Below are 25,518 nucleotides of genomic sequence, written 5' to 3' on the forward strand. Positions count from 1 at the left end.
AAACAAACGAGCTGGTCGCAGAAGCTCTCACTTTTCGCATGTCATATTTTACAACACCTTCCCGCGTCATTATCACTTGCCACAAACGTCTTGCGCCCTATCTGGAACAAGAGGTGAAAGACCTGGGCTTTGATATCGAGGAAGCATTTGTTACCGGATTACGGATCAAAGCATCTATAAATGAATGCATTAAACTCAATCTGAATCTCTATTGCGCCAGCCAGGTTCTGTATAGCCTGGGTTCATTTACGGCGCATCATCCCGATGACGTTTACCGGTTCCTGCTGCAAATGCCCTGGGAGGATATCATTGCAGACGAAGGATATTTTTCGGTCACCAGCAATGTTCAGAATCCGACTATTAACAACAGCATGTTTGCGAACCTGCGGGTTAAAGATGCCATTGTAGACCGGTTCCGGGATAAAAAAGGCACACGCCCCACGACGGGTTCGGACCTGATAGGCACAGTAATCCACTTATTTTGGAAGAATGAATCTGCTGAAATATTCATAGATACATCGGGCGACTCGCTCGCCAGGCACAGTTACCGCAAAATTCCGGGCAGAGCGCCAATGCTCGAAGCCCTTGCGTCTGCTACCATTCTTGCCAGCCGCTGGGACCGAAACTCAACATTCATCAATCCGATGTGCGGCTCGGGCACTTTGGCCATTGAAGCAGCATTAATCGCTACAAACAGCCGCCCAGGCCTTTTCAGGGATAATTTCGCATTTATGCACGTGCTCGGTTACGACCAGGAAATTTATTACGCTGAGCAGGACAAGCTAGAACAGCAGATCAGGGAAGTGCCGGGCCTGCGCATTATCGCAACAGATTATAGCAATGTGGCCATCGCCAATGCAAAGAAAAACGCCATTGCCGCAGGCGTCGCTGAAATGATCGATTTTGAATGCTGCGACTTTGCCGATACGGAAGTGCCCCATGAAAACAAGGGCGTATTTTTCATCAATCCCGAATATGGCGACAGGCTTGGCGAAATCGCAGAGCTTGAAGAAACATACGCACGGATTGGCGATTTTATGAAACAAAAGTGTGGAGGATATTTCGGCTATGTCTTCACCGGAAACCTGGACCTTGCCAAGAAAATCGGGTTGAAAGCGAAGCGAAGAATTGAGTTCTACACCAGCACAATCGATTGTCGCTTGCTGGAATACGAGCTTTACGAGGGAACGAGGAGAAAATTTGAGACGGAACCTGCACCGCTGGCATAATTTTTAAACTAACTTATGCATAACCAAATAAAGATTGTCATGAAACAGTCACAAAATTCGGGATCAATGCAACAATCGCAAAGTAACCGCAAGCCTGACAATAAAGACAATATCGATAGCAGGCACAAGGAAGAGGAAATGGTTAAAGGAGACCACATTACAAATAATCACAAAGAGCAGCATAGCAATTCAAAACAGCAGAAACAGCAACAATAGCAGTTGTGAAAAATGCAGTTTTTTAAAGTAGGCCAGGATTCGTTCCTGGCCTTTTTTGCAATATATATCTCAAAATTCATACAAAAAATATGATCGTTAACTATCAGGAAAATGCATGGCAGATCATTTCGCAAAGGGCGCACGGGCTCCTTTCCGGGCAAATTTGTTTTCACTGGAAGCATGAGTTCAGGCCGGAGCGATGGCTCGAAACAATCATCGCCACGACCGAGCACGATGATGCATTCAACGAATTCGTCAATGATGACACGCTTCTGAATGAGAATGGCGGACCTGTGAATTTCAAAATGCGCAAATTTGATGAAAGTAAATGCGAAGAGCTCCTGCAACTGGCCTTATCGAAAAGCCGTTACATTGCGTTGCTTACATCCCAGCATTTGCAGTTTTTATACGAAAAAGAAACAGATAAAAAGATCATCGCATACTGTTCTAAGCTCAAAAAATGGGATCAGAAATGGCGTAAAGAGGCTGGTCTGGATGAGAAGGAGATCAAAACGTCTTATGCTATACTGGAATGGTGCGATGCATTTTCCTTGTTGTTATGCCAAAACCTGGTTCCTCCCGAAGGTCGTAAAATCGAGATCAGCGCAGGGCCTGATAACCGCAATTACGAACTCTGGTCACCCGCAGAAAATGAATTAAGCGTGACGCCATGGCCGTTCGATGTGGATAGTTTTCAAATGAATTTTGAATCCAAAACCATGACCCAATTGAAATTCGACAATGTGGAAGAATTCAGGGAGAAACTGAGAGAAGCGCCGCTTACGTTCCATACTTATGTGATTTCAAAACATTGACTACACAATGCCCGTTTTATTCAATTTAAAGACCATACATTCGTTCATTAGCTGATTATCGTTCAAACTTTGCCGGTAATGCAGTATATTATTATGAAAACTGCCCTTTTTTGTGCCTTAATCCTATTTGTAACCGCTTCCTGTGACTGGATCGGCAACACGCCCAGCTTCGGTGACGATTTTATTACTTACACGATCAAAGCCGGAGAACACGAGGTTGAGAAGAATGTAAATACACCGTTTACTGCCGGTTCAATGCGTTTTCAGGTTGTATTTGATAGTTCCTGCATTTACAAAACGGCTATTCCCGAGAATCAGTTTGATATTAACAAGCTATATGGATTTTCGGATTGCAGCTCGCAGCACCAGAACAACAGCGCCAGGTTCGGCTGGAACTGGCAAGAGGGCAACATTCATATATATGCTTATACATATGCGAATGGCGTCCGGGAAGTTAAAGATCTGGGTACAGCGGAATTAAACGAAACCAATAGCTTCAGAATTTCCCTGGAAGACAAAGCTTACATTTTCTCTTACCATGGCGTTGATAGAAAAATGCCACGCCACTGTTCAGGCGGCGTGGGCATTGCTTATAAACTTCTTCCCTATTTCGGCGGCGATGAAGTTGCGCCCCACGAAATGAAGATTAAAATACGGAATTTGTAAAAATGGCAAAACTCTCCGGCGGCAGCATAATCAGCCTGTCTGCCGGCGGCTCGGTAACATTTCCGAATCCATTCCAGACTTCATCAGAAGACGCCAGCAACTTTTTCCAGCCGTTCGTTTGCTCGGGTAACCATGCTTCACGAACTGATTTCGAGAAATTCAGCACCGCAATAACCTCTTGCTCTGGTGTCCGGCGCCGCAGGGTAATGGTCTCATTAACAGAGTTGGGCTCAACCTCTATCGCTTCACGATCAGTGCTGCTTAATGCTGGCTGTGTTTTCCTCAGATGGATCAGCTTTTTGTAAAACTGAAACATAATCTGGTGCTGTCCTTCTGCTGGCAATGACCATTGAAGTTTGGAGTTGTTAAAAGTCTCCTCCGCCATTGGGTCCGGTGCTTCCCCATCCAGGTGAAAAGCAGCGAACTCGCGTTTTCTGCCTTTTCTGACGGCTTCTGCCAGCTCCGGGTCGGTGTGGCTTACGAAATATTGGAACGGATTACTTTCGCTATACTCTTCTCCCATGAAAAGCATAGGCAAATAAGGGCTGACGAAAACAGCGCCTGCCAGCAGTTTCTGCATTTCAAAGGAGACAAGCTGGCTTGTCCGCTCGCCCATCATCCGGTTCCCTACATGATCGTGATTTTGAGAAAATACAACAAACTGCTCTCCCGGATGACCATCCGCTTTTACGCCAAACTTGCGCTTCCGATGCTCCGAAAACGCTCCGTCATATACGTATGCATCTTTGTATGATTTCGCGAGGGACGTGATAGGTTCAAAATCAGAGTAGTAACCACTTCGCTGCTGCCCGGATGAGACGCGCAATGCATGGTGAAATTCGTCAATCCACTGTCCGTCCATCCCATAACCACCTTTCGAAATGGGATTAATGTAGCGTGTATCGTTCAAATCCATTTCTACGATCAGGTAATGTGTTTTGCCGGTTTCCTTTGCCAGCGCATCAACATGCGTCTTCATTTCCTGTAAGATATGGACCGGACTCATGTCCTTGATCGCATGGACGGCATCCATTCTCAAAGCATCAATATGGAAATCCCGGAACCACATCAGCACATTTTCCGCAAAATATTCCCTGACACCGTCACACCAGGGCGAGTCAAAATTAAGCGCATCGCCCCATGGTGTGTTGTATTTATCTGTAAAATATGGACCGTATTGGGGTAACACATTGCCTTCCGGACCAATATGATTGTAAACGACATCCAGGATGACCGCTATTCCCTTTTCATGACAGGCATTTACCAGGTGTTGCAAAGCCTCCGGCCCGCCGTAAGAATCCTGCACACAATATGGAAGCACACCATCATAACCCCAGTTTCTGGCACCTGCAAACTGTGAAACGGGCATTATTTCAATTGCATTGATTCCCAGATCAACCAGATAATCCAGTTTACTTTCCATAGCTGCAAATGTGCCTTCCTCAGTAAACGTCCCGGTGTGCAGCTCGTAAATAATGTAATCTTTCAACGCCACTTGCGGCAGTTCCTGGTCAGTCCATTTGAAGTTCCGCAGGTCGTAAGCGGCGGATGGTCCATGAACGCCCTTCGGCTGCCACAGCGATGCCGGGTCTGGCAAAGGCTTGTCTTTAACTACAAACTGATATAGGTCGCCCGGTTTTAATGCGTCCGTCCGCAGCAACCAATAGCCAAATTCCTGTTTTTTTAGCGGAAACTGTTCGTTTGTGTTTTCCAGCTGCAATGATATCTCATCCAGTTCAGGCGCCCACACTACAACCTGTGCCTCCCCAAACTCATTGAACCGCACGCCCGGTATCCATTTTTCGTTATCAATCATATTTTTTGTTGTTCCAATGAATGTTTAAAAACAACGATTGACCTGCTATCCACCGTCACGGATGTATCCGGTCCGGATATCTCGCCGTCTTCGGTGACGCAGCCTTCACTCGTATCAATTACTTTTCGCCATTCCATTCCGTACTTTTTCGGAGGCAGGGTATATTCCACAGGTTCATAATGTGCGTTGAAGATCATATAAAAGCTATCGTCATAAATCGGTTCGCCCTTTTTATTCACGTGCCGGATCCCTTTTCCATTTAAGAAAACGGCCAATGATTTAGCATAATCATGATTCCAGTTTTCTTCCGGCATTTCACTTCCGTCCGGCAGGAACCAGGCAATGTCTTCGAGGCCTTTTCCTTTAATCGGTAACCCACGGAACCAATCCCTTCTCCGGAATGAGCGGTGCGCCTTACTGAAAGCGATGAGCCTCTGCGTGAATGTCAGTAATTCTGTGTCTGCTTTATCCCAGTTGAGCCAAGAGATCTCATTGTCCTGGCAATATGCATTGTTGTTTCCACCCTGCGTCCTCCCCCACTCGTCCCCTGCAACCAGCATAGGAACACCCTGGGACAAGAATAATGTGGTTAGGAAATTGCGTTTTTGCTTGTTTCTTAACGCATTCACTTCCGCATCGTCCGATGGCCCCTCAGCGCCACAGTTCCAGGAACGGTTATGATCATCGCCATCATTGTTGTCCTCGCCATTGGCGAAATTACGTTTGTCATTATACGATACAAGATCGTTCAGTGTAAACCCGTCGTGCGCCGTGATGAAGTTAATGCTGGCAGTTGGCCTCCGGTATTCTCCTTTATACAAATCCGAACTTCCTGTGAAACGCTCCGCGAATTCTGCAAGCATACTGTCGGCACCGCGCCAGTAATCGCGCATGCAATCGCGGTAACGGCCATTCCATTCGGCCCAGCCGATCGGGAACTTCCCAACCTGGTAACCGTCAAAACCAATATCCCAGGGCTCAGCGATAAGTTTCACTTGTGAAATGATCGGATCCTGGTGGATAATATCGAAGAACGCGCTCAGCCTGTCAACCTCATGCAATTCCCTTGCGAGCGTTGAAGCCAGATCGAACCGGAAACCATCGACGTGCATTTCTGTGATCCAGTAACGAAGGCTGTCCATGATCAGACGAAGCACACTAGGGAGCCTCGCATTCAATGTATTGCCCGTTCCAGTGTAATCCATGTAATAGCGGCCGTCCATCAGTCGGTAATACGACATATTATCAATGCCTCTGAATGATAAAGTGGGGCCCATCTGGTTTCCTTCGCCGGTATGGTTGTAAACCACATCCAGGATAACCTCTATTCCCGCCTTATGCATTTCCTTGACCATATTTTTAAACTCGACCACTTGTTGCCCAAGTGTGCCGGAGCTGCTGTAACGCACATCCGGCGCAAAAAATCCGATTGAGTTATAACCCCAATAGTTGGTTAGTTCGCGTTCTTTAAGGTGTCGGTCAGAAATAAAATGGTGCACAGGCATAAGCTCGACCGCATTTACGCCGAGTTCCTGTAAATATTTAATGGAAGCGGGATGCGCCAGACCGGCATAAGTGCCGCGGATTTCCTCAGGGACATCCTCATTTAAAATTGAAAAGCCCTTTACATGCGTTTCATAGATGATCGTATCATGATAAGGAATTTCCGGTGGCTGAACACCCTCCCAGTCAAAACCTGATTCAATAACCACCGATTTGGGAATATAAGGTGCACTATCCAGCTCGCTGAAACTCATATCTTCATTCTCATCGCCGATAACATAGCCGAATAGCGCATCATGCCATTGGATCGTTCCCGAAATGGATTTTGCATAAGGGTCGATCAAGAGCTTATTGGGATTAAACCTCAGCCCGGCAGATGGTTCGTAGGGCCCGAGAACACGGTAACCATACAACTGGCCGGGCCTTATACCTGGCACATATACGTGCCACACATGGTGTGAAGCTTCCTGGATTTCTATCTTGATATGCTCACGCTCACTGTCCTGACGCTCGAAAAGGCACAGTTCAACGCCCGTTGCGTTTTCGGAATAAAGTGCAAAATTGACGCCCTCACCATCATACGTGGCACCAAGTGGATAGGGTTCGCCGGGGTAAACAGTAATGTTACTATGTTCTGATTTCTTAACAACGTTATTGTTAGATACTTTTTTCATTTTCAATATTTTAAGTACAAACTCTCATTTCGCCCCACACGGAAAACGTCCGCCTGAATCAACATTAACAGACCATCTTCGCCATAATCATTGTTTGAGAACACTATTTGCTATAAAATTATGCCAGTAAGGCGTATAGTGATTCGGGAAAATATTCTACAAAGCCCCTTTTCAGGAGCATAACATTTATAATATGGACAAAAACATGTTGCCGGAATTGCTGGCATTTCTGCAAAAAGTGAGCGAAATGAATGAGGATACCGTTTACGATTCTTCGGAAGAGCATCTGGTGAATGCCATTATCACGCTGGTTAACGAGCAGGGACATACTTCTATCGCAGACGACTTTAACACACCATTTATCCATCCGATGATCACAATCCAGAAATGGTCGGCAGAATTAAAGGAAATTATTGAAGAGACATATCGTTCGCAACATTCCGGGAATGAGTGAAAAGTGCCGAAATTTGCCTTATTTGGTATGATTTTTGTGTAAAATCCACAATATCGATTACTTTACATTGAATTTTTGACTTGTTAATATCACTGTATCTTAACTAATTGAATTACAGCGTATACACATGCAGGTTTAATTTAGTATGACAAGATCACTTCTCAACTGACATTAGCAAGGATTTGAATGGATAGTTTTTTACCCATATTATGATTCTGATTGTCGACGACAGGCCCGAGAATATACTTCCACTTAAAAAAATACTTGAACTGCACGATTTCAAAACGGATAGTGCCGGATCAGGAGAAGAGGCGTTAAAGAAGATCCTGAAAAACAGCTATTCCGTGATTATCATGGACGTCCAGATGCCGGGAATGGATGGTTTCGAGGTTGCAGAAGCTATTTCGGGTTTTGGTAAAGCCAAGGACACGCCGATTATTTTCCTTTCTGCTGTAAATAAGGAAAAGAAATTTATCACCAAAGGCTATTCATCAGGTGGTATTGATTATCTCACCAAACCGGTTGATGCCGACATTCTGCTGCTTAAAGTAAAGACTTTCTACAAGCTATACGAGCAACAGCAGGAACTGAAAGCCATTCAGCATTCGCTTCAATATGAAATTGATATAAGAAAAAAGGCGCAGGAGGAACTCGCCGGCCGCATGCAGGAACTGCGTTTTATACTCGAATCACTTCCACAAATTGCATTTACAATCGGCAGCGACGGTAAGATCGAGTTCGTCAATGAACATTGGTTCCAGGTTTCGGCGGACGCAAATGTATTCCCCGAATCGCATCCCGAAGACGACCTCTACGAGCATTGGGAAACATCCTTTAAGAATGGGCTGGAATTTACAAGCGAAGCCAGGTTAAGGCATCTCGAAACACAGGAATACAAATACTTTCTGATCAAGATCATTCCTATCCTCCAAAACGGCGCAACGATCCGCTGGGTGGGCACATTTACAGACATTCACCAGCAAAAAATGGCCAATGAGCTGCTGGAACATAAAGTAGAGCTCCGAACGAAGGAATTGCTGGATAAGAACTCAGAGCTTGAAACGACGAACCACGAGTTGCAGCAATTTGCCTGGGTCGTTTCGCATGATTTGAAAGAACCTTTGCGTAAAATACAGACATTCAGCCATTTAGTTAAGGATAAATATTTGAATGAGAATGCGGAAGCCGTTTCCTATCTTAACCGCTCCATCAACTCATCAGCGCGGATGTCCCGCCTGATCAGCGACCTGCTCGATTATTCGCGGCTGTCTATCAAGGCACATTTCCAACCTACCGACCTGAACTTATTGCTGGAAGATTTACTCTCGGACTTTGACGAGATCATCCTGAATAAGAAAGCAGATATACGAATCACCAAGCTGCCGATCATTGATACCATTCCGAGCCAGATTCGACAGGTTTTTCAGAATTTGATCAGCAATGCACTCAAATTTTCCAAAGAAGGTGTTCCGCCAGTCATCAATATTACATCCTCAACCATTGCAGACAAGGATGTGGACGCTCCTGAGCAATACGACGGACATTATTGCCGGATCGTGATCGAAGACAACGGCATTGGGTTTGATGAAAAGTTTCTTGACAGGATATTCGTCATTTTCCAGCGGCTTAATAACATGAACAACTACGAAGGCACGGGGATCGGGCTGGCGATTGCTAAAAAAATCATGGAAAAGCATAACGGGGTTATTTCGGCAAGAAGCGTTGAAAATCATGGTGCGCAGTTCATTCTTATCCTGCCCCTCGTTCAGGAGCAGCCTTTAAACGAAATCAAAATTGAAAAATCAGCTTTAAGCGCAGATGAAAAAAACCTCTAACTCTATAATCCAGCAATTACAAATTGTATTTTCCTTTTCTATCCTGCTGCTCATATTCAGCCTTTTGGCTTCCTATTACAGCACTCAGAAGCTCATCAATAATTCAGAACTGGTTAACCACACAAACCAGGTCCTCATAGAAGCCGAATTGATAATCTCTTTTGTAAAGGATGCAGAAACCGGCCAGCGGGGATTCCTCATCACATCAGACGCGACATTCCTGGACCCATACCAGGATGCTTATGCAAACACAACAAACAGCTACAATAACCTCAGCGAACTAACCTCCGACAATCCCGCCCAGCAGAAAAACCTGCGGGAGGTGAAAGCATTGTACGAAGCTAAATTCGGGCAAATGCAATACATTATTGACCAGACGCGCCGGAACAGCAGCTTTGGCGACGATCAGGATGGCAGGTTGCGTGAAATGATCAAGGGAAAAAAGATCATGGACGACCTTCGGCTTACCACAGAAAGGATCAAGGCTGAGGAAAACAAAATTCTCCAGCAGCGACTGGAACAGCAGCAGATCTACATTCAATATACACCCATCCTGCTGGTTGTGGCTGCATTGATCTCGATCCTGATCACGGTGTTCGCCTATATGCGAATTAAGAATGATATGGATAAAAGGCTTGCTGCGCAGTTGCTTGAAGAGCAGAAATATGCATCCACGGAACGCAGGATCAACCGCATTGAGCAGATTACCCGCCAAGTTTCAGAAGGAGATTATTCGGTAAGGTCGCAGGATGATCTCGACGACGATCTGGGCCGCATTTCGGCAGCGCTGAACAAGATGACCGCATCTCTGGAACAAACATTCAACGATTTAAACACGAAAAACTGGCTGCAAACCGGGATGGTGGAAGTTAGTAACGCCATTCGTGGGGAAAGGATTTTGAAGAAGCTGGCTGCGAACCTCATCGAAACCATTACCCGCTATTCCAAAGCCCATCTGGGGACGATCTACATTCAGGATAATGATTGGAATTTCAGGCTGGCGAGCAGTTATGCGGTCGAAAATGCACCGGATGCGATTGTTCCCGGCGCCGGACTGGCAGGACAAGTGATTGAAAGCAAAAAGCCCGTCGTTGTGTACGACGTGCCTGAAAATTATTTGAGAGTAACCTCAACGCTTGGTGAAACAAAGCCTGCGACACTAGTGATCCTGCCGCTTATTTATGCTTATGAATGTATTGGTATAATTGAACTGGGCTTCCTGTCAAGACCGGATAAACTTGAAATCCAATTCCTGGAAAGCAACCTGGAATCAATTGCCACGGGCATCAACTCGGCGCTGGATTACCTGAAACTGCAAAATTTCCTTGAAGAAACACAGGCACAATCCGAGGAATTGCAGACGCAGCATAACGAGCTGGAAAACCTGAATGCTGAGCTTGAAGCACAATCGCAAAAGTTACAGGCTTCAGAAGAAGAACTTCGCGTGCAGCAGGAAGAGTTGCAACAAACCAATGAGGAGCTGGAAGAGCGGAGCGGCCTGCTGGAAGAGAAGAACATGGAGATCCAGAAGAAAGCAGAAGAACTGGAACTAACCACGCGCTATAAGTCTGAATTCCTGGCCAATATGTCGCACGAGTTGCGGACGCCGCTGAATTCCATTTTACTATTAAGCCGGTTACTCTCTGAAAACGATGAAAAAAATCTGAACAGTGAGCAGGTTGAATATGCAACCGTAATACAATCCTCGGGAAATGGCTTGTTAGGACTGATCGACGAAATCCTCGACCTGTCGAAAATCGAAGCCGGCAAGATGGAGCTGGACTATGTCAATGTGACCGTAAAGGAAATCGTTGACGATCTGAAAGGCATGTTCGGCCCGGTTGCACGGGAAAAAGGACTTGACTTTGCGATCAACATTGAGAATGGGGTTCCGCTGGTGATCGAAACGGATAAAATGCGCTTGGAACAGATTCTTAAAAATTTGATATCCAATGCACTGAAATTCACCTCTCAGGGTTCTGTCCGGATCGATATCAAGCGCAAGCCGGGCTCCGAATCTCTGCTGAGTTTCGCGGTGACGGACACAGGCATAGGCGTGGCACCGGAGAAACAGCTGCACATTTTCGAGGCGTTCCAGCAAGCCGATGGCTCCACGAAGCGGAAATATGGCGGCACGGGGTTGGGACTGTCTATCAGCCGTGAACTTGTGAAACTGCTGGGAGGCGAAATAGAATTGACCAGCAAATTAAACGAAGGCAGCACATTTACGCTCTCTATTCCCGTTGCAAAAACATATGCGACCAATAACGCCGAGCCCAAAACCTACTTCCTGAACCACAGCGAAGAAGCACTGAAAACCAAGCCGGAAGGAAATGACGCGCGTTTTATCAGCACGGTGATCCCGGCAAGCATTGCCGACGACCGCGACAACATTCAGGCATCAGACAAAACAATTTTGATTGTCGAGGATGATACCATGTTCGCTAAGTCGCTTCTGGATTACACGCGCAAGCAAGGTTATAAAGGCATTGTGGCCGTTCGAGGGGATGAGGGGCTTGAATTGGCGCAAACATTTAGGCCAATGGGCATCCTCCTGGACATTCAGCTTCCCGTTATGAGCGGCTGGGAAGTGATGGATGAATTGAAATCAAGATCGGAAACGAGGCATATCCCGGTGCACATTATGTCGTCGCACCGCATGAAAAATGAAAGCTTGCTGAAAGGCGCTGTGGACTTTATCGATAAGCCAGTTGCGTTCGAAAAAATGGAGGAGATTTTCAAAAAGATCGAGTTCGTGGTAAGCAAGCAGAGCAAAAAAGTGCTCATTGTGGAAGATAATTCGATGCATGCGAAAGCCCTCGCTTATTATTTGTCGTCATTTAACATCAATTCTCAGTTGAAAAGCGACATTAATGAAGGACTGGACGCATTACAGAACAATGAAGTTGACTGCGTGATCCTGGATATGGGCATACCGGACAAAAAAGCATACGAAATGCTGGAAATGGCCAAAATGAACCCCGGCTTCGAGCATATCCCGATTATCGTCTTCACCGGAAAAAGTCTGTCGATGACCGAAGAACTGCGTATCAAACAGTATGCAGACTCGATCATTGTTAAAACAGCCCACTCCTACCAGCGCATGCTGGACGAGGTCTCACTGTTCCTGCATGTGGTTGAAGAAAGCAAAAAGACACCGCAGAAAACGTCGGACAGGCAGAAACTTGGTGGCCTCAGTGAAATTTTGAAAGGTAAAACGGTGCTCATTGCCGATGACGATGTGCGGAATATTTTCTCTCTCTCCAAGTCTTTGGAAAACTTCAAAATGAATGTTTTGACGGCATTGGATGGCAAGGAAGCCTTGCAGCGCCTTGAAGAAAATCCGAATGTGGATGTCGTGCTCCTGGACATGATGATGCCGCAAATGGACGGATACGAAACGGCCAGAAGGATCCGGGAAAATTACAAGTGGCGCAGCCTGCCTGTAATTGCCGTCACAGCAAAAGCCATGACGGGCGATCGCGAAAAATGCATCAATGCGGGCGCGTCAGACTACATTACCAAGCCTGTGGACATTGATCAGCTGATGTCCCTGTTGCGGGTGTGGCTTTATGAGAAATCCTGATTCAGGGCACACGCATTAAAAAATCCAGATCCTCCATAAACCGACCTTCTTTATGAGTAAGAAAAAAGTGCTGATTATCGACGATGATTCCAGAAACATCTTTGCACTGAAAGCGACATTAAAATCCAAGTCATACGATTGTATTTCCTGCTCAGGCGCACCCGAGGCATTAGAATTGCTTAGGACAAATGAACCTGTTGATGCGATCCTGATCGATATGATGATGCCCGAAATGGATGGCTACGATGCTATCCCTTTAATAAGAAACATAGAAGGCAGAAGAAACACGCCCATTTACGCAGTTACTGCGCAAGCTATGGTAGGCGACCGCGAAAAATGCCTGAAAGCCGGGGCCGACGATTACATATCGAAGCCGATCAACGTCGACAAATTATTGCAGATTTTAAAAGACATCTAGACGAAATGATCGAGGACGAGGAAGTTGAAATACTGCTGACAGATTTAGTGGACATTTATGGCTACGACTTTACCAGCTATTCCCGTGCATCGCTGAAAAGGCGCATTATACGGCTCGTTTCTATTGATAAATTCCCAAGCTTCGCTGAGTTTCGATACAAGGTCAGGACGGATGAAAATTATCTGAAAAGATTTGTCGAGGAAATCACTGTGAATGTGACGGAAATGTTCCGTGACCCGTCTTTTTACAAATCCCTTCGGGAAGATATTTTGCCCGTACTAGGCACAAAACCTTTCATAAGGGTTTGGCATGCAGGCTGTTCCACGGGCGAGGAAGTATTTTCAATGGCAATTTTACTAAAAGAAGCCGGGCTTCTGCGAAAATCCTTATTATATGCAACGGATCTTAATCCGAGCGTGCTCGACAAGGTTAGGAAAGGGATTTTTCCTTTGCAGCAAATGAAGCATTATTCTGAAAGCTACATTGAATCAGGTGGATTAAAGGACTTTTCGGAGTATTACACGGCGAATTACGGACAAGCCAAATTTGACCGGGAATTGTCTGAGAAGATCATTATTTCAACACATAACCTCGTATCCGACAGCTCTTTCAATGAGTTTGACCTGATTCTGTGCAGAAATGTGCTCATTTATTTTGATAAAGATTTGCAGGACAGAGTCTTAAAACTCTTCGATGCCAGTTTGGGAACGCTGGGTTACCTGGCTTTGGGAACAAAGGAAACATTGAAATTTTCGGTGATACAAAACAAGTATAAGCAGCTTAACCGGGAAAAAATATGGAAGAAAGTGATGTAACAAGCTCTGTGAAGGCGCTGCTGATCGGTGGATCTGCCGGAAGTTTGCAGGTGCTTTTCAACTTGCTTCCTTCACTTCACCACGACCTGCCATTCGCCATGATTGTGGTGCTGCACCGCCGCCATTCTGCGGATTCCGCCCTTTCGGAGCTGCTTGCTACAAAATCCGTACTGCCTACCCATGAGGTGGAGGACAAAGATGTGATCCGTCCCGGGCACATTTACCTGGCACCCGCCGACTATCATTTGCTGGTAGAAAAAGATGAGACCTTTTCCCTGGATTATTCGGAAAAGGTGAATTTCAGCCGTCCGAGTATAGACGTCACATTCGAATCTGCTGCGGAAGTGTATGGTTCTTCACTGGCTGCATTATTGCTTTCCGGTGCCAATGAAGACGGAACGAAGGGTCTTATGTATGTGAAGAAAATGGGGGGAATAACCCTTGTGCAAGACCCGGAAACGGCCCAAATGCCTTACATGCCCCACTACGCTATGTTGCACGCTGTGATTGATCAAGTGTTAAACATCCGCCAGATGTCGCATTACATTAACAACCTCCGCTGACATCTGCCGGATGCCTTCACAAACTGGCACGGGTTTTATAACCGATCGTTGATCTGTACCACAAAACATACCATCAGTCTTTCTTTCTAAGCTGATTTCTCGCGAAATTTGTGTCAATCCAAAACTTCAATACCATGGCAAAGCCAAGTAAGTTATATACCGTTCTGTTTAATAAATGTCCGAGATGTGGTGTGGGTGATTTCTTCATTTCGAAAAGCGCCTATAATCTTAAAAACTTCGATAAAATGAATAAGCATTGTCCGCATTGCGGTGAAAATCTGGTTCCTGAGCCGGGTTTCTACCAGGGTGCGCTGTACATGAGCTATTCGTTTTATGTAGCGTTTATGGTAATCTACTTTTTGATATTCGTCAATTTTTTCGAGCCATATCTGGACTATTTCTTAATGTCGATCATTCCGGTCCTCATCATTCTGACACCGTATTTTTACCGGTTGGCGCGGCGGTCGTGGTTGGCATTGTTCATTAAGCCAGCCAACCAGGAACCTGTTGAACATTAAGGCTTAACAGATTGATTCGCAGATTTGGCGCGAAAGGCTTCGGGCGTCATGCCTGTCTCTTTTTTGAAAAAACGCGCGAAGTACGAATTGTCATTGAAATTGAGTTTGTAGGCAATTTCCGAGACTGTAAAATCCAGATTGATCAGCAGTCTTTTTGCTTCAAGCGCAATGCGGTTCCTGATGACGGCTCCCGCTTGCAAACCTAAGTGCTCCTTACAAAGCGCATTCAGGTGATTGGGCGTAACGTGCAGCATTTCAGCATATTCGCCCGGTTGTTTGACCTTAATAAAATTTTTCTCGATCAGTTGCTGAAAATTCCTGATCAGAGGATTTTGCTGGTTTCTGAACGCTTCCTTGTTGTCCTGCGCCTGACTTTGTTCCAGCAAAAGAAAAATGTGCAGCAGCAAAACCCGGATAATGTCTTCCCGGAATTTCACCTTTTTTGACTGCACCAATAAATCTTCAAAAAGCTTTACAACATCGGCCTGAATATCCGCCGAAATGGCGATCACACTGTTATTGCTGTCGCCGTCAAAAAACGAAAAAGATTCCAGATAATCCGGTTTGAGCAGGAATGACCTGAAAAATGCTTCCGAAAAATTAACCACAAACCCATTCATCTCCCCTACAAAATTCCAGGAATGAACCTGCCCCGGACTCATGAAGTAAATCTGGAACGGATGTACTTGGAAGTGGTTGAAGTCAATGGTGTGAAATCCCCCACCCTTCGTAAAAAGCACCAAATGATAAAAGCCATGCCGGTGCGGGAACACCAGGTTCTGATGCTCAGCCAGATAGTCTTCAAACCGGCTGATCATTATATCATCCTCCTTGTACTCAGATAGCGGGCCAATGTCAAGCCGCGGGAAAGTTGTCTGCATGCGAAAATAGATCGGACATCATTTTCCCGGCAATTTAACAATATACCGTTACTGGCGACCAATCTTCACAACTTTCCTAGTATCATGAACGGACGTCATGTAGTCGATCATATCGGCACAAGTAATGTCCCAGGAATTTGTGCTCAAAAACTGATCTACGCCGCCTAGCCACCCTTTTTTATCACGCAAATCGAGCCAGTAAGCAATCGCCTCCACGAAATCCTTACCGTCTTTTCCGATAGACACCAGCTTGTTTGTGCCATAAGGATTCACCACATCGCGGATCGGCGTAGAGACCACAGGCTTGCCTGCGCACAGATATTCCGGTGTTTTTGTGGGACTGATAAATTGGGTGGACTCATTCAGCAGGAACGGCACCAACGCAACGTCCCAGCCGGAAAGATATGCCGGTAACTGCTCATAGGATTTGGCCCCCAGATAATGGATATTAGCCTTCCTGGGCAATGTTTTAGGATCAATTTTCACCACAGGACCGATGAGGATGATGTTCCAGTCGGGACGCTGCGTGGCGATGTCCCGGATAAGGTCAATATCAAAACGCTCGTCGATGACGCCATAAAAGCCGATCTTTTTTCCGCTGATCATTGCCTGATCGGCTGGTTCATAGTTACTTTCTCTTGCCTGCCCGAAATGCTTTTTGTCTATGCTGCTTGGAAAGGGATAAATGTTGGCATGTAGATTGCGCTTCGACTCAAAAAGTGAATGTCCTCCGGTAAAAACCACGTCTGCGCGCGTCATCAGCTCTTTTTCCAGTCCCTTCAACGATTCCGGCGCAAACTTGAATGCCGAAAGTTCATCCATGCAGTCGTAGACAGTCAGTCCCGGCGACAAATGCGATGAAAATTCGAGTGCCATAGGCGTGTAATACCAGAAGATAAATTCATCCAGTTTTTTATTGATGAAAAATACCCGGATCAGTTCGCGCAACTGTGCATTCACCTCGTCCTTGGTAAGGCCGTCTGCCAGGTGCGGGACGCATACCCAAAGCTCAGGAAGCCTCTGGGAAAAAGTTAGATATGGAACATCTGTTTTTCCAAAAACAGGTTCTTCCAAAAAATAAACCGCCGCAATGTCCGAGAAGCGCGTAAGCAAATGCTGTGGACGCTGATAAACAAAATCCCATCTCAGATGAGAAAAGCATAGCAGGTTTTTCGGGAGTGAATCTTGCTCCTCGTTTCCCGCCAGGGCTAAGTGCTGCAACTGATTTGCAGTAAAATCGTTGCTGATTGGGGTATCTATCATTATACAAATATGAATGTTGATGAATGTGCGATCCGTTTTGTTTTGCTGTCAATATCCAGACGTCAAAACGAACCGGAATGAGCCCGTATCATAAATTACTATGCCAGAAGTTTTAGCTTAAAATTGCCCAGGCAAGAAGCGGAACGTGTTCAACTATACGCAATGCAGCCCAAATAGCAGGAAAAATTGATTTTTCTGTGTAATATTATAGTAGCAAAACGAACCCGTTGCCAATGCCCAAAACCTTTACCCTCCTGCTTTTTGCATCCCTTCTAATTTTTGCTTTCAACCAAAAAATGCCCCCGCGCAAAATTGGTGTGGAGCAATGCATTGCAAGGTTCAGGGTCGATTCAAAGTCATATGCATTGAGCCTTACGGATCTCAAACAAGCCATTCAAACCATTGACGCTGCTGAGCCTGAAACGGTCGAAAATGCAAAAACCAAATTGATTTACAGCCGTTTGGCCTACAAGCGGATCGAATATTTTCTTGAACATTTCTTCTTCACTTCATCCAGGATTTACAACCGCGCGCCCAAGAACGAAATTGAGGAACCCCATCTGGAATACATGGAACCGGCCGGCATGCAGTATATGGAAGCCATGTTGTTTGACAGCCTCACAACCGATTCAAAGAAAGAATTGCTGACCCAGGCTGAATTGCTGACCAATGCTGCGAACGATCTGCACGCATTGTTGTACAAATTTGAAACCAATGACAAGCAAATTCTCGCTGCTACCAGGCTCCAACTGATCCGCATTATTGCACTGGGCATCACCGGATTTGATGCGCCCATGTTGAAGAGCGGCATATGGGAATCGGCGTCGGCTATGGAGACAATTGCCCTCACATTGAAACCCTACCTGGATGAAAGTAAACACGACAGCGTATTTTATTATCTCAAAAATTCCATCGGCTTTCTGCGCACCAATGCTGAATTTGACTCTTTTGACCGCCTGAAATTCCTCACCGAAAATGCCCTGCCGCTGCAAATGCATTTGAACATAATGATCCGCGAAATGGGCCTGGATTCCGCGGCCCCCGGAATGTTGCGCTATAATGCGCCGCATATGTTCAGTCCGGGAGCATTGGATTCGATGTATGATGAGGGTTTATTTCAAAAACAGGCTGAGCTTGGAAAAAAGTTGTTTTTCGAAACGCGGCTCTCGGGTAACAGTTCCAAAAGCTGTGCTTCCTGCCACAATCCTGCCAACTATTTTACTGATGGACTTCCGAAAAGCATTGGCATTAATGCGCACACAACCGTCAGACGGAACGCACCTTCACTCTTTTATGCCGCAGCCCAGCACAATCAGTTTTGGGACGGACGTGCGAAAACATTGGAAGAACAAATTGAGGCGGTTATGCGCGATTCGTCAGAAATGAATGGAAGTCCGGCTGGTAGCATGCAAATGTTGCTCAAAGACAAAGAATACAAGAATTTATTTAAAAAAGCTTTTCCTGGGAAAGGATCAAAAAAGCGAGATGAGCAACAAATTTATTCCGTGTTGGCCGCATTTATTAGAAACTTTAAACCCTTACAATGCTGATTTTGACCGATATATAGCAGGAAACAAGCATGCATTAACGGATTCCCAGATCAGCGGTTTCAACCTTTTTATGGGAAAAGCGCAATGCGGGACCTGCCACTTCGCACCGTTATTCAATGGCCTGATCCCGCCTTTTTATGCATTAACAGAATTCGAAATTATCGGCGCAACAGCCACGGACGATCTTCTAAACCCCGTCAAAGATCAAGATAATGGTCGCATGGACGTTCGGGCGACACCTTACTATGAAGCGGCATTTAAAACACCAACGGTCAGAAATGCTGCGGTAACCGGCCCGTACATGCACAACGGCGCATTTACCACACTCGAAAAAGTCATTGATTTTTATGACAAAGGAGGCGGCGGCGGTCTTGGACTGGACATTCCCAGACAAACGCTATCCACACGGCCGCTTAACCTGACGGACCAGGAGAAACAAGACATTATTGCTTTTATGCATGCCTTAACCGATAAAATATGAAGAAATATTTACTCCTCGTTTTACTCATTCATTTTCTTCAATCTGCCCTGGCACAAACAACATTGCTGCGCGGGCCCTATCTCCAGTCAGCTACTTCCACAAGCATGGTCGTACGCTGGCGAACAGACCTCGCAACCAACAGTATGGTACGATATGGCCTTTCTCACGCCGCATTGAACATGCAGGTCGAACTTACTGCAAAAGAAACGGAGCATGAAGTGAAGTTGTCGGAGTTGGACCCGGCCACGCGTTACTATTATGCGATTGGTTTTGCGGGTGAAATTCTGGAAGGCGGTCTGGATAATTATTTTGAAACCGCGCCCAAACCGGGCACAAAAGGAAAATACAGGTTCGGCGTCCTCGGGGATTGCGGGACAAATTCGGCCACGCAGGACATGGTGCGCGAAAGGATCTCTGCTTATTTGGGTGAAAATTATATGAATGCGCTGCTTTTATTGGGCGATAATGCATACGCTTTCGGGAAAGATGCGGAATATCAATCCAATTTTTTCAATCATTACAAAAGCAATTTCCTCAAAAAAAACCCGGTCTTCCCTGCACCCGGAAACCACGACTATAACAACGACAACCCTGACCGACAAAAAGATCACAATGTTCCCTACTACGACGTTTTTACGCTTCCCACACAAGGCGAAGCAGGCGGCGTAGCATCCGAAACCGAGGCTTTTTATTCTTATGATTATGGTAATGTGCATTTTTTATCCCTCGATTCATATGGAAAAGAAGATCAGGCGACGCGCTTATATGACACCCTGGGCAGGCAGGTCCGGTGGATCAAAAAGGATCTGGCTGCTAATCAAAACAAAGATTGGATCGTAGCTTACTGGCATCATCCGCCCTATTCCCAGGGTTCACGCAATTCCGAAACCGAATTGGATATGATCAAAATCCGCGAAAATTTTATCGGCATCCTGGAAAAGAACGGTGTTGACCTGATCCTTTGCGGGCATAGCCATGTCTACGAACGCTCGCGTCTGATGGAGGGACATTATGACAAAGCCGACACATTTGATCCCGAGAAACATAATCTCAGTAAGTCCTCAGGCCGATACGACGGCACACAAGAATCTTGTCCCTATCTGAAAAAATCGGATTCCAACAAAGGCACTGTGTATGTGGTGTCTGGCTCCGCGGGACAGCTGGGATCCAAGGCGGCCGGGTTTCCGCACAAAGCCATGTATTATTCAGACGCTGAACGCTCAGGCGGAATGGTCCTCGAAGTAGAAGGAAACCGTCTCGATGCCAAATGGATAGGCGTTGATGGTATAATTTATGATCAGTTCACCATTGAAAAAGATGTTAATAAAGAGACCACCATTGAGATCGATGCAGGAGAGCGTGTTGAATTAAAATCTTCATTCATAGGAGATTATATCTGGAACAATGGTGCCAAAACAGCCTCAATAACCGTTTCTCCCGATAAAACAACAGATTACAATGTGAAAGATGCCCAGAACTGCATCACTGATGTATTTCGTGTAAATGTTACGCTTGCCGACCCCGTCAAACTCATCGGTTTTTCGCGTAAAGCAGATGCTGCGAACGTGGTAACATTATCCTGGACGACCGAATTTGAAAATGCATTCTCGCATTTTTTAATCGAGCGCGCACAGGACGATCTGAAATGGGCGGAAGTCGGGCGCGTGGACGGCGGTCCGAATTCAACAACGAATAAATATTATAGTTTTAAAGACGAGCAAAGTCCGAAACTTGACCTGAACCAGTCGATCTATTACAGGCTCAAAATGGTTGCACTTGGTGGCCGAACCTTGTATTCGATGATCACGACCATTCGTTTGCAGGAAATTATCCTGGCTGTAAATCCCAATGCACAACCGTTTGACATTGAAGTCATTCCAAACCCTTCCGCCGCACGGCAAATGCAGGTTAAGCTGTCAGAGCGAGCGTCATTGAAAGCAGAAATGCAATTGATGGACGTTTCAGGAAGGATATTAGTAGAAAAAACAATGACACTGACGGAATCGCCAGTGTCATTCTTGCCGGATAATGTTGCTGCCGGGATATATTTGTTAAAAGTAAGTGTAAACGGACGGAGCGTTGTGCGTAAGCTGGCGGTTAATTAGTGCTTTTTTACACGGCCGAGATCCATCTTCGGTGATAATTGATCTGGCCTAAGTGGTAGGATAAATGCGTCAATAAATGAGTTAGGACCAAGGCTGTGGTTTGGTTGGCAAACATATCCAGAACATTGCGGGGATATTCGGCTTCGAGCTGCGCTTCTGACAGGCTCTCTACGGATTTCATGACGATAGGAAGCAATTGATCCAGTTCTTCAAGCAATGCAGTTTGGGTGAAAAGTCGCTCCGCAAACTCTGCGTCGCGGTTTCTCACATAATGGACCTGGCCAAGTGCGAGCCCGACATAGGTTCTCAAATTCCCGATCAAATGCTGGCAAAGGTTTCCGCCCGTATTGATCGTCCCCGGCAGCTGGACCCAAAGTGACTCGTCGGAAGGATATTGACGAATTTCGTCCCGTAATTTTTTCAGGTCTCTTTCAAAGAGCCCGGCAATAATTTCAGTATTCATGGCTTGCAGAGTTTAATGGTGCTCGTTATTGATGCTTTGAAGTGATCAAGCGAATAAAGCTTTAAGAATGTCGAGCACGCCTTCGGACGTTTCGGCGTCCAGCATGCCTATCTTTTTGCTTAACCTCACTTTATCAACCGTCCGAAGCTGATCCAGAGCGATCTGCCCCGATTTGTTTGCTACCGAACATGCAATGCGCGTCGGGTATTTTTTAATAGTCGATGTGAGTGGTGCGATAATAACCGTATTGAGCGATCGGTTGACTTCGTCGGGTGAGACTACGACGCACGGCCGCGATTTTTTGATCTCACTGCCAATGGTAGGATCAAGAGAAACAAAGTAAATTTCAAACCTTTTAATCACCATGTCCACTCGGAATCATCAAATTCATTGGAAAAACCTTCCATCAAATCCTCGTCCTGTCCCTTATTGGCCAAGTCAAATTGTTGTTCCCAGCCAGCCCGCGGACTTTGCGATGCAGGTTCAATCACAATGGCATTCCCTTTGACCTCCACATTCACCAGGTCTTTGATATCGCATTGTTCCATCATGTTCTTTGAAAGAATAACTCCCTGGGAGTTTCCAATCCTGCGCACCCTGACTAACATATTTCAAAGTTATAATAATGTTATAACAATTCAAATTTTAGGCTGAAATTCAAGACGATGCAATGTAAGTCCTGTGCTGTGGTGACATTGAGGAACACATCATTAGCCCTGCAACAACATTGCAATTACTTGATTTTCAGCACTTGTAACCCTGTTGCATGGTGTTAGGGCATATATTTGTTGTGTCGTTATCGGATGCCAGTTACAATGTGTAATGATAACGGCGACACCTTTCATAATAATCGGATGAAGTTGAATACAAGTAAAGAACATATAGATCAGGATGGCAAAGAATGCTGTTCCGGAGATACGCCGGTCCTGGTAAAACACGCAAAGGAACACAACCATGCACCGCATGAAGGGCACGATCATGACCACGACCATGACCATGACCACGGCGGCGGCTCAGAAAGCAGTTTGCTGAAAAGCCACTGGATGCTTTGGCTGAGTCTGGCGCTTTTGTTGGGTGTCCTTTTCGTCTCTTTTGTTTTAAAAATTGAGATCGACAGGAATGTAGAAATCGTCCTGATGCTGGTTGCTTATGTTTTGGCAGGAAATAAAACCATTGCAACGGCATTCCGGCGCGTCATGCGCGGTGATCTTTTCAATGAATTTACTTTAATGACCATTGCGACCATCGGAGCATTCTATATTGGTGAATTCAGCGAAGGCGTTGCGGTGATGATCTTTTATGAGATTGGTGAACTGTTTCAGGATCTGGCGGTTAGCAGATCCAAACGTTCCATTAAGGCACTTCTCGACATTCGGCCTGAGCAGGTTACCGTGATCCGTGATGGCAAAGACGTTCAGGTTGCGCCGGCCTCGGTTGCCATTGGCGAAACAATTGTGGTGAAAGCGGGCGAGAAAGTGGCTTTGGACGGCACATTGAAGTCATTGCACGGCACATTCAACACGGCGGCCCTCACCGGCGAATCCGTTCCCGATCAGAAAAATCAAAACGAACCAGTCCTGGCCGGAATGATCAACACCGAGAAATCTGTTGAAGTGGAGGTTACGGCGCTTTTTAAAGATTCAAAACTCTCGCGGATCCTGGAAATGGTGCAGGAAGCAACCGGAAGGAAAGCGCCTACGCAGCTGCTGATAAGCCGGTTAGCAAAAATTTACACGCCTATCGTTTTCCTGCTGGCAGTGCTGATCATCCTCCTCCCCTACTTTTTTGTCAGCAATTATATTTTTGACCAATGGCTTTATCGCGGCATGGTGTTCCTCGTGATCGCATGCCCGTGTGCGCTCACGATCTCTATTCCGCTCGGATATTTCGGCGGGATCGGGTTGGCTTCGCGGAATGGGATTTTGGTTAAAGGGGCGAATTTCCTGGATGTTATTACTAAGATTGATACGCTCGTTTCCGACAAAACTGGCACATTGACCAAAGGAGTCTTCAAAGTACAAAAAGTAGAAACTGCACTGGATATCAATGACTTTATATTAAAAACGGCTTCACTTGAAAGTTATTCAACGCATCCTGTTGCCAAAGCGGTCGTAGTGCATGCCGCCGATCTTACACTAATAAAACCAACCGAAGTTGAAGAGATCTCCGGCCACGGATTGAAGGGAAAAGTAGGCGAAGATCTAATGCTGGCGGGGAACCTGAAACTGCTCGATAAATTCCAGGTTGCTTATCCGAGAGAGCTGGGTAACATTGCCGAAACCATTGTCGCCGTTGCATTGAATGGCTCTTATGCAGGCTACATCACAATCGCCGATGAGATTAAGGAGGATGCAATGGAAGCTGTTTTGGAATTGAAAAAGCTTGGCATTGAAACGATTATGCTTTCAGGCGATAAGAAAGCCGTGGTTTCGCACATTGCCGGGCAATTGCAAATCGACCGAAGCTATGGAAACTTGCTGCCGGAAGACAAAGTCAGAATTGTGGAACAACTGAAAGCCGAAGGCAAGCACATTGCCTTCGCCGGTGACGGCGTGAATGATGCGCCGGTGATTGCGCTGGCAGATGTGGGCATTGCCATGGGCGCGTTAGGATCGGATGTGGCGATTGAAACGGCCGACATTGTGATCCAGAATGATCAGCCCTTAAAAATTGCCTCCGCCATTAAGGTGGGAAAAATTACTAAAAGCATTGTCTATCAAAACATTTCAGCTGCAATGGCTGTAAAAGTGCTCGTGATGATCCTGGGAGCCGGCGGAATCGCAACATTATGGGAAGCGGTTTTTGCAGATGTTGGTGTAGCGTTACTGGCAATCCTGAATGCTTTTAGAATACAGGGAAAGAAGATCTAGGTGTGCTCTTTACAAGACCGAATGATTGAATTAAGAGTAATTTTTACACAAAAAACCCTTTATTCAATTCTTAAAGAACATGATCATTCAACCAACGATTATCTAACCGCCAGGAAAAATGTCCAGAACCGATGCATTATCCCCTGAACAACTTCGGGAAGAATTACAGGAAAACACACAGAACCAGGCCGTTGGCGACATTTTGCTTTTCGAGAATGATAAAGTCAAAGTATGGCACATCAGCTTGCAACCCGGCGAGCGCATCCATTATCACCGTCATAATTACGATTATTTCTGGACCGTTTTACAGGATGGGCAAGGCGTTTCCAACCAGGAAGACGGCAGCCAGGTAAGTTTTACATTCAAAAAAGGGCAAACCTCTTTTCAAAATATTATTGAGCAGGGCAGCTCCATTCATGATCTAAAAAATACCGGCACCGGCATCTTGGAATTCATTACTACGGAATTAAAGTAACGGCCCGTATTACACTACACTGACCGGCTTAATACCTGCAATTTTTTCGAGTGCAACCGTGACGCGCTCAATGCGGTCCACATTTCCACGACTGCTGTCTGACACTGCCTGGGCGACGGAGGTTAAATAATCTCCGCCCAGCTTAGTGTTGAAGAAGGGGTCCCGGGCGGCCAATACGCCACGCCAGTTTTTACCAACAACATTTCTTGACTTGATGAATCTGAGGAGCAGGCGCTCTTTGATTGTCATACAACCGTACTCTTTCACCCGCGTTTGGTGTTTTTCCATTTGTTACAAAGATAATGTGTGAGAAGATTACCCG

The 25,518-nt window shown here is 45.8% G+C and carries 24 protein-coding genes; 16 read left to right on the plus strand and 8 right to left on the minus strand.

Annotation, left to right across the window (positions count from 1 at the left end):
- The first annotated feature begins 38 nt into the window (after nucleotides 1–38).
- The 4 genes from L0659_RS22280 to L0659_RS22295 all read left to right on the plus strand — a co-directional run bounded on the left by L0659_RS22280 (nucleotide 39) and on the right by L0659_RS22295 (nucleotide 2,926).
- Complete coding sequence (locus tag L0659_RS22280; protein WP_235128787.1) at nucleotides 39–1,229, plus strand: class I SAM-dependent RNA methyltransferase; 1,191 nt, start codon at nucleotides 39–41, stop codon at nucleotides 1,227–1,229.
- Nucleotides 1,230–1,268: 39 nt separating this feature from the next.
- On the plus strand, nucleotides 1,269–1,445 hold the full coding sequence (locus L0659_RS22285) for a hypothetical protein (protein ID WP_157486859.1): 177 nt from the start codon (nucleotides 1,269–1,271) through the stop codon (nucleotides 1,443–1,445).
- Nucleotides 1,446–1,534: 89 nt separating this feature from the next.
- Nucleotides 1,535–2,260 carry a DUF3891 family protein gene (locus L0659_RS22290; protein WP_235128788.1) on the plus strand — a complete coding sequence of 242 codons (726 nt, stop codon included), beginning with the start codon at nucleotides 1,535–1,537 and terminating at the stop codon, nucleotides 2,258–2,260.
- Between the two features lie 93 nt (nucleotides 2,261–2,353).
- Entirely contained in the window at nucleotides 2,354–2,926 is a 573-nt protein-coding gene (locus tag L0659_RS22295) for a hypothetical protein (protein ID WP_235128789.1), read from the plus strand.
- On the opposite strand, the gene treZ is transcribed toward L0659_RS22295, so the two are convergent.
- Together treZ and glgX are read right to left on the minus strand one after the other, a co-directional pair.
- Complete coding sequence (gene treZ / locus L0659_RS22300) at nucleotides 2,907–4,742, minus strand: malto-oligosyltrehalose trehalohydrolase (RefSeq protein WP_235128790.1); 1,836 nt, start codon at nucleotides 4,740–4,742, stop codon at nucleotides 2,907–2,909. The genes L0659_RS22295 and treZ overlap by 20 nt on opposite strands.
- Entirely contained in the window at nucleotides 4,739–6,919 is a 2,181-nt protein-coding gene (gene glgX, locus L0659_RS22305; RefSeq protein WP_235128791.1) for a glycogen debranching protein GlgX, read from the minus strand. The genes treZ and glgX overlap by 4 nt, the downstream gene beginning before the upstream one ends.
- Nucleotides 6,920–7,112: 193 nt before the next feature.
- On the opposite strand from glgX, the gene L0659_RS22310 reads away from it, so the two are divergent.
- From L0659_RS22310 to L0659_RS22340, 7 genes are all read left to right on the plus strand, one after another.
- Nucleotides 7,113–7,373 carry a hypothetical protein gene (locus L0659_RS22310; RefSeq protein ID WP_235128792.1) on the plus strand — a complete coding sequence of 87 codons (261 nt, stop codon included), beginning with the start codon at nucleotides 7,113–7,115 and terminating at the stop codon, nucleotides 7,371–7,373.
- A 209-nt stretch (nucleotides 7,374–7,582) separates the two neighbouring features.
- Entirely contained in the window at nucleotides 7,583–9,208 is a 1,626-nt protein-coding gene (locus L0659_RS22315) for a response regulator (protein ID WP_235128793.1), read from the plus strand.
- A complete protein-coding gene (locus L0659_RS22320; protein WP_235128794.1) occupies nucleotides 9,192–12,794 on the plus strand; it encodes a response regulator in 3,603 nt (1,200 codons plus the stop codon). Before L0659_RS22315 ends, L0659_RS22320 begins: the two co-directional genes overlap by 17 nt.
- Before the next feature lie 52 nt (nucleotides 12,795–12,846).
- Nucleotides 12,847–13,212: a response regulator gene (locus L0659_RS22325; RefSeq protein ID WP_235128795.1), complete on the plus strand. Its 366-nt coding sequence runs from the start codon at nucleotides 12,847–12,849 to the stop codon at nucleotides 13,210–13,212.
- Nucleotides 13,213–13,217: 5 nt separating this feature from the next.
- Nucleotides 13,218–14,027 carry a protein-glutamate O-methyltransferase CheR gene (locus L0659_RS22330; RefSeq protein ID WP_235128796.1) on the plus strand — a complete coding sequence of 270 codons (810 nt, stop codon included), beginning with the start codon at nucleotides 13,218–13,220 and terminating at the stop codon, nucleotides 14,025–14,027.
- Entirely contained in the window at nucleotides 14,009–14,590 is a 582-nt protein-coding gene (locus L0659_RS22335; RefSeq protein ID WP_235128797.1) for a chemotaxis protein CheB, read from the plus strand. The genes L0659_RS22330 and L0659_RS22335 overlap by 19 nt, the downstream gene beginning before the upstream one ends.
- A 134-nt stretch (nucleotides 14,591–14,724) precedes the next feature.
- Nucleotides 14,725–15,108, plus strand: coding sequence for a DUF983 domain-containing protein (locus tag L0659_RS22340; RefSeq protein ID WP_235128798.1), 384 nt, complete (start codon nucleotides 14,725–14,727; stop codon nucleotides 15,106–15,108).
- Here L0659_RS22340 and L0659_RS22345 read toward each other — a convergent pair.
- Together L0659_RS22345 and L0659_RS22350 are read right to left on the minus strand one after the other, a co-directional pair.
- The gene (locus tag L0659_RS22345) at nucleotides 15,105–15,989 is read right to left on the minus strand and encodes a helix-turn-helix domain-containing protein (RefSeq protein ID WP_235128799.1); all 885 of its coding nucleotides are present in this window, start codon (nucleotides 15,987–15,989) and stop codon (nucleotides 15,105–15,107) included. The two genes, L0659_RS22340 and L0659_RS22345, sit on opposite strands and share 4 nt — an antisense overlap.
- 48 nt (nucleotides 15,990–16,037) lie before the next feature.
- Nucleotides 16,038–17,252, minus strand: coding sequence for a glycosyltransferase family 1 protein (locus L0659_RS22350; protein ID WP_235128800.1), 1,215 nt, complete (start codon nucleotides 17,250–17,252; stop codon nucleotides 16,038–16,040).
- A gap of 296 nt (nucleotides 17,253–17,548) precedes the next feature.
- Between L0659_RS22350 and L0659_RS22355 the strand changes: the two genes are divergently transcribed.
- Genes L0659_RS22355 through L0659_RS22365 form a run of 3 tightly spaced genes read left to right on the plus strand, consistent with a single transcriptional unit; the run spans nucleotide 17,549 to nucleotide 21,388 of the window.
- Entirely contained in the window at nucleotides 17,549–18,802 is a 1,254-nt protein-coding gene (locus L0659_RS22355; RefSeq protein WP_235128801.1) for a cytochrome-c peroxidase, read from the plus strand.
- Nucleotides 18,738–19,283 carry a cytochrome-c peroxidase gene (locus tag L0659_RS22360; RefSeq protein ID WP_235128802.1) on the plus strand — a complete coding sequence of 182 codons (546 nt, stop codon included), beginning with the start codon at nucleotides 18,738–18,740 and terminating at the stop codon, nucleotides 19,281–19,283. Before L0659_RS22355 ends, L0659_RS22360 begins: the two co-directional genes overlap by 65 nt.
- Nucleotides 19,280–21,388 carry a metallophosphoesterase gene (locus L0659_RS22365; protein ID WP_235128803.1) on the plus strand — a complete coding sequence of 703 codons (2,109 nt, stop codon included), beginning with the start codon at nucleotides 19,280–19,282 and terminating at the stop codon, nucleotides 21,386–21,388. Before L0659_RS22360 ends, L0659_RS22365 begins: the two co-directional genes overlap by 4 nt.
- Nucleotides 21,389–21,395: 7 nt before the next feature.
- Here L0659_RS22365 and L0659_RS22370 read toward each other — a convergent pair whose 3' ends face one another.
- Genes L0659_RS22370 through L0659_RS22380 form a run of 3 tightly spaced genes read right to left on the minus strand, consistent with a single transcriptional unit; the run spans nucleotide 21,396 to nucleotide 22,459 of the window.
- Entirely contained in the window at nucleotides 21,396–21,851 is a 456-nt protein-coding gene (locus tag L0659_RS22370; RefSeq protein WP_235128804.1) for a DUF1572 family protein, read from the minus strand.
- A 45-nt stretch (nucleotides 21,852–21,896) separates the two neighbouring features.
- Nucleotides 21,897–22,217 (minus strand): type II toxin-antitoxin system PemK/MazF family toxin, encoded by a 321-nt coding sequence (locus L0659_RS22375; RefSeq protein ID WP_255727593.1) that lies wholly within the window; start codon nucleotides 22,215–22,217, stop codon nucleotides 21,897–21,899.
- Nucleotides 22,211–22,459, minus strand: a complete 249-nt coding sequence (locus tag L0659_RS22380) for an AbrB/MazE/SpoVT family DNA-binding domain-containing protein (protein WP_235128805.1) — start codon at nucleotides 22,457–22,459, stop codon at nucleotides 22,211–22,213. The genes L0659_RS22375 and L0659_RS22380 overlap by 7 nt, the downstream gene beginning before the upstream one ends.
- Before the next feature lie 246 nt (nucleotides 22,460–22,705).
- On the opposite strand from L0659_RS22380, the gene L0659_RS22385 reads away from it, so the two are divergent.
- Nucleotides 22,706–24,721 carry a heavy metal translocating P-type ATPase gene (locus L0659_RS22385; protein WP_235128806.1) on the plus strand — a complete coding sequence of 672 codons (2,016 nt, stop codon included), beginning with the start codon at nucleotides 22,706–22,708 and terminating at the stop codon, nucleotides 24,719–24,721.
- 118 nt (nucleotides 24,722–24,839) lie between these two features.
- Entirely contained in the window at nucleotides 24,840–25,196 is a 357-nt protein-coding gene (locus L0659_RS22390; RefSeq protein WP_235128807.1) for a hypothetical protein, read from the plus strand.
- 9 nt (nucleotides 25,197–25,205) lie between these two features.
- On the opposite strand, the gene L0659_RS22395 is transcribed toward L0659_RS22390, so the two are convergent.
- Nucleotides 25,206–25,484 carry a hypothetical protein gene (locus tag L0659_RS22395; protein ID WP_235128808.1) on the minus strand — a complete coding sequence of 93 codons (279 nt, stop codon included), beginning with the start codon at nucleotides 25,482–25,484 and terminating at the stop codon, nucleotides 25,206–25,208.
- Nucleotides 25,485–25,518 lie beyond the last annotated feature (34 nt).

Source organism: Dyadobacter sp. CY347, from assembly GCF_021502655.1.
Classification (GTDB): Bacteria; Bacteroidota; Bacteroidia; order Cytophagales; family Spirosomataceae; genus Dyadobacter.